The 5,025-nt window shown below is 64.0% G+C and carries 4 protein-coding genes; 2 read left to right on the top strand and 2 right to left on the bottom strand.

Features of this window, described 5'->3' with window-relative positions; genetic code table 11:
• The coding region (locus H928_RS32330) for a hypothetical protein (protein ID WP_043339831.1) at positions 1 to 857 on the bottom strand (857 nt) is incomplete at its 3' end.
• A gap of 7 nt (positions 858 to 864) precedes the next feature.
• Positions 865 to 3,801, bottom strand: a complete 2,937-nt coding sequence (locus H928_RS0112110; protein WP_021026750.1) for a DNA topoisomerase III — start codon at positions 3,799 to 3,801, stop codon at positions 865 to 867.
• 162 nt (positions 3,802 to 3,963) lie between these two features.
• Here H928_RS0112110 and H928_RS0112105 point away from each other — a divergent pair, with 162 nt between their 5' ends.
• Both H928_RS0112105 and H928_RS0112100 read left to right on the top strand, forming a co-directional pair.
• A complete protein-coding gene (locus H928_RS0112105) occupies positions 3,964 to 4,686 on the top strand; it encodes an SET domain-containing protein (RefSeq protein WP_027010879.1) in 723 nt (240 codons plus the stop codon).
• A partial coding sequence (locus tag H928_RS0112100; RefSeq protein WP_021026749.1) for a hypothetical protein occupies positions 4,683 to 5,025 on the top strand: 343 nt, incomplete at its 3' end. The genes H928_RS0112105 and H928_RS0112100, both read left to right, overlap by 4 nt.

The raw sequence follows: 5,025 nt of genomic DNA, 5'->3' as shown, positions 1-5,025 counted from the left end.
ACCTGCTTCTTTAATAGCGGCAGCATGTTTTCGTAGAGCCGGTCCTGCAGCGCGGTGGACAGGTAGAAGTCAAAGCCATACAGGTCATAGCCGCGCGGAACGCCGCCGCCGGTGTAGAGGTTGCCGGCATTGTCATAGGTGGTCAGCCGGAACTGCGCGATGTCCTGGAGCCATTGGAGGTCCGCCGCCGTGGCCTGGTCGCCCAGGCTGCTGAGGGTTTGGCGATGGCCGTCGAGGGTTTGCACATAGCGCACAGCCTCCTGGTCCACCATCTTGGCAAACTCGGCATTCACCATGCCGCTGGCAAAGATCACGCCCAGCTTGACGTTCTTGATGCCGTGCTCGCGGAGCATTGTGCGCACCGTGGTGGCAATGCGCTCCAGATCTGCCTTGGGGATGCCGTGCAGATAGGGCTCATCGGCGATGAACACCGTGGCCACCTGGGCCTGGTAGCGCTGGATCACGGCCATGTAGGGCTGCAGAATCTTGCGCGCCTCGGCCTCTTGCGGGATCACCCGCAGCTTGTTGTGCTCCTGGGGCGCCATGGCCTTGTCCTGCCAGCCAGCACTCGCACCGTTGGCATCGACGGCGCGGTAGCGGATGGGAATCTGGTCCAGTGGCTTGCGGCTGTTGAGCACCGGCCCCAGGTCCAGATCCAGTCGGGTGGCCGAGCCTTTGACGGCCTGGAGGTTTTTCTCCAGGTCTTCAGGGCTGTGCACATTGATATGGGCGGTCGCCACCTTGCCGACAAATTCCGGATGTACGCCGGGCGGCGCGAACAGGGCAATCTGGGCATGGCTGTGCGCCCCCCACAGGAGGGCGCTGCAGGCGAGGGCCTGGCAAAGAATGCGGCGCATCAAGGTATCAGCTCACATGCTTGCCAACAATGCCGGCGATCTCGAACATGCTGATCTGGTCCTTGCCAAACAGCGGCTGCAGCTTGGCGTCGGCATTGATCGCGCGCTTGTCCTTGGCGTCCTGCAGGCCGTTGGCCTTGATGTAGTCCCAGAGCTTCTTGATCACCTCGGGGCGGGACGTGGCCTCGCTGCCGATCACGGCCGCCAGCGCGGGGCTGGGGGTCAGCGTCGCAGCGACCTTGCGCGGCGTCTTGGCGGCGGACTTGGTGGCTGTCTTGGTAGCGGTTTTGGCCGCTGTCTTGGTGGCCTTGGCAGCGGTCTTGCTCGCGGTCTTTGTGGCCGTCTTGGTAGCGGTCTTGGCGGCTGCGCCCTTGCGCGGCGGGAACTTGCTGTCGCGCGGCTCGAACTCGAAGTTCACCTTGCCGGCTTCCTTGTCCCAGGCCAGGAAGGCCTTGAAGCTGCGCCGCGTGCGGTTGGAGACGAACTTGTCGAGCAGGTCGGTCTTGCCGGTGGCCAGCAGCTTGGCCATCTGGTCGCGCTCGATGGGCTGCTGCAAGATGATCTGGCCGCTCTTGAAGTCGCAGCTGGGCGTGGGCTGCTGGGCCGTGGGGACGGCCTTGCTGCAGACATAGTTGGCGCCATGCTCGAACACCGGTGCGCCGCACTTGGGGCAGGCGCCCAAGGTGTTCTGGCTGCCAAAGTCCACCAGCTCGCCCGATTCCTCGTCGGACTTGTTGTCCTCGAACAGGAACTCGAACTTGTAGTTGTTGTTGTCCTCGTCGCGCACGATGGCCACTTCGGCGGCAAAGGGCCAGCCGGCCTTGGAGCGGAAGCCGTCGAGCGGGCCGATCTTGCGATCGCGCAGCAGCTGGTCAGCCTCGGCGGTCTCGAAGGTGCGGCCGGCAGGCGATTTGGTGAACGAGAAGCCGCAGCCTTCGCCAGTGCCGCCCACGCCGGTGCAGGCATAGCGGCGGTAGTTTTCCTTGACCACGCCACCACAGTTGGGGCAGGGCGCGGACAGGGTGGCGTAGTCACCGGGGATGGTGTCGCGGTCGTATTCCTTGGCCTTTTTCACCAGGCGCTCGGTCATGGCCTGGATCTCGGCCATGAAGGCTTCGCGCGAGAGCTGGCCCTTTTCCATCTGTGCGAGCTTGTACTCCCACTCGCCGGTCAGGTCGGCGCGCGAGAGCTCTTCGACCTGCAGCCCGCGCAGCAAGGTCATCAGCTGGAAGGCCTTGGCCGTGGGGATCAGCTCGCGGCCTTCGCGCAGCATGTATTTTTCGGTCAGCAGGCCTTCGATGATGGCCGCGCGCGTCGCAGGCGTGCCCAGGCCCTTTTCCTGCATGGCTTCGCGCAGCTCGTCGTCGTCGATCTGCTTGCCGGCGCTCTCCATCGCGCCCAGCAGGGTCGCTTCCGAGTAGCGGGCAGGTGGCTTGGTCTTGAGGCCCTTGGGCTCGACCGGGTCGGCTGTGGGCTTCTCGCCGGGCTGCACCGGCACCAGGTTCTGGCCCTTGTCGCCTTCCTTGGCGTCTTCCACTTCGTGGGCCGCTTCCTTGCCGTAGATGGCCAGCCAACCGGGCTTGACCAGCACCTTGCCTTCGGTCTTGAAGTGGTGGTCGTCAATTTGACTGACGCGCGTGGTGACCTGGTGCTCGGCGCTGGGGAAGAACACCGCCATGAAGCGGCGCACCACCAGCGTGTAGAGCTTGTGCTCGGCCTCGCTCAAGGCGCCGGGCGCCTGCGTGGTCGGGATGATGGCAAAGTGGTCCGAGACCTTGCTGTTGTCAAAAATGCGCTTGTTGGCGCGGATGTAGTTGGCGCCAATGGCCTGCTGCGCAAACGGCGCGAGCTGCTGCATATTGCTGTGGGCCAGCATCTCGAAGGTCTGGCGCGCGACGGGCAGGTAGTCCTCGGGCAGCGCGCGCGAATCGGTACGCGGGTAGGTCAGTGCCTTGTGGCGCTCGTACAGCGCCTGGGCCAGTGCCAAGGTGGTCTTGGCCGAGAAGCCGAACTTGCTGTTGGCCTCGCGCTGCAGGCTGGTCAGGTCAAACAGCAGCGGTGAGGCCTGGGTGGTGGGCTTGGACTCTTCGGTCACCGTGGCGGGCTTGCCGCGCACGGCCTCGGCAATCGCCTGCGCCTCCTGCTGGCTCCAGACGCGGTCGGCGCGCGCCTCGGCGTCGTCGCTTTTCTTCCAGGCCGGGTTGAACCACTTGCCCGGGTAGGCGCCCGCCTGGGCGTTGAACTCGCCGTGGATTTCCCAGTAGTTGCGGCTGACGAATTTGCGGATCTTTTCCTCGCGCTCGACGACCAGCGACAAGGTGGGGGTCTGCACACGGCCCACGGTGGTCAGGAAGAAACCGCCATCGCGCGAGTTGAACGCGGTCATCGCCCGCGTGCCGTTGATGCCCACCAGCCAGTCGGCTTCGGAGCGGCTGCGGGCGGCATCGGCCAAGCCCAGCATCTGGTTATCGGAGCGCAGCTTGTTGAAGCCGTCACGGATGGCTTGCGGCGTCATCGACTGCAGCCACAGGCGCTGGATCGGCTTGCCCAGGCCGCCCTTGGCGCCACCGGCGTATTGCTCGATCAGGCGGAAGATCAGCTCACCTTCGCGGCCCGCGTCACAGGCGTTGATCAGCGCGGTGACATCCTTGCGCTTAGCCAGCTTGACGACGGCGTTCAGGCGCGTCTTGGTCTTGTCGACCGGCTTGAGCTCAAAGTAAGGCGGGATGACGGGCAGATGGGCAAAGCTCCACTTGCCGCGTTTGACATCGAATTCTTCGGGGGCCTGGATCTCCACAAGGTGACCCACCGCGCTCGTCACGATGAAGGTCTCGGCTTCAAAGTAGTCGTCGTGTTTGGCAAATTGGCCTGCCACCGGCGTCAGTGCACGAACAATGTCTTGTGCAACGGACGGCTTTTCTGCAATGACCAGGGTCTTGGACATGGGTTCACTCTCATCAAACTGGGGTCTGCCAACACTGTGGGTTGCTGGCTCTCTGAGCACGCTCTTACAATGCACGCTTTACGCGCATGTGCGCGGGCGCCTGCATGTGTACGTGTGCGCACATGCGCATGTGCTTATTTTTAAAGTAGCAGAAAAAATCCCATGCCGAACCATGTTCCCCATTTTTCAACAGGTCGTCGTATCCAGGTACGGCGTTCGGGCGTGCACGGCAGGGGCGTTTTTGCGTTGCAGGATATCGCAGAAGGCGAAGTCATTGTCGAATATGCGGGCAAGGTCATCAGCTACGAAGAAAGCCAGCGCCGCCACCCGCACGACCCGGACCACCCCAACCACACCTTCTTTTTCCAGATCGATGGCGACCGCGTCATCGACGGGGGCGATGGCGGCAACTCGGCCCGCTGGATCAACCACAGCTGCGACCCCAACTGCTTTGCCGAAGAGGCCGATGACCGCATCTTCATCAGCGCGCTGCGCAATATCAGCGCGGGCGAGGAGCTGGGTTATGACTACGGCCTGATCATCGAAGAGCGCTACACCGCCAAGCTCAAGGCCGACTACGCCTGCCACTGCGGCGCGGCCGAATGCCGGGGCACGATGCTGGCGCCCAAGCGCGGCTGGAAACCCAAGGTGCCCGCCTCGGATTTGCCCGAGCCCGTGCTGCCCAAAAAGCGCAAGGCCAAGGCGGTATCTGCCGATGAGACGAAATCTGTCAAATCTGCCAAAGCGGAAAAGCACAAGGCCAAGGCCGCAGACAAGGCCCTGGGCAAGGAAAAGGACAAGGCCAAGGCCAAGAAAAAGAGCGACAAGAAGGCCAAAGCCGATAAAAAGACCCATGGCGCCAAGGCCGCCAAGGCAGGCGCATGAGCGAGGCGCAGAACACGCCGATCCGCTGGCCCGCTGAAGCGATCTGGGAGGCGGTGGAGCCGCAGTTGCCGGGCTTCACGATCGAGGTGCTGCCCAGCATCGACTCGACCAACACCGAGCTGATGCGCCGCGCGCGTGCCGGCCGGCAGGAACCCATCTTGCTGGTGGCCGAGCAGCAGACGGCAGGGCGCGGCCGCATGGGCAAGCCCTGGCGCAGCGAGGTGGGTGACTCGCTGCTGATGTCGCTGGGCCTGCCGCTGGCGCCGGCCGACTGGTCGGGCCTGTCGCTGGCCGTCGGTGTGTCGGTGGCGCAAAGCCTGCAGCCCCAGCTGCCCGAGG

The sequence above is a fragment of the Comamonas sp. B-9 genome (assembly GCF_000410635.1).
Classification (GTDB): domain Bacteria; phylum Pseudomonadota; class Gammaproteobacteria; order Burkholderiales; family Burkholderiaceae_C; genus Comamonas.
Note: the sequence above shows the minus strand (reverse complement) of the source record. Positions and strands in the feature narration are given on the sequence as shown.

Bases quoted from the DNA above. Each gene is read 5' to 3' on its own strand.
- H928_RS0112110 (WP_021026750.1), bottom strand. From the start codon at position 3,801: ATGTCCAAGACCCTGGTCATTGCAGAAAAGCCGTCCGTTGCACAAGAC.
- H928_RS0112105 (WP_027010879.1), top strand. From the start codon at position 3,964: ATGCCGAACCATGTTCCCCATTTTTCAACAGGTCGTCGTATCCAGGTA.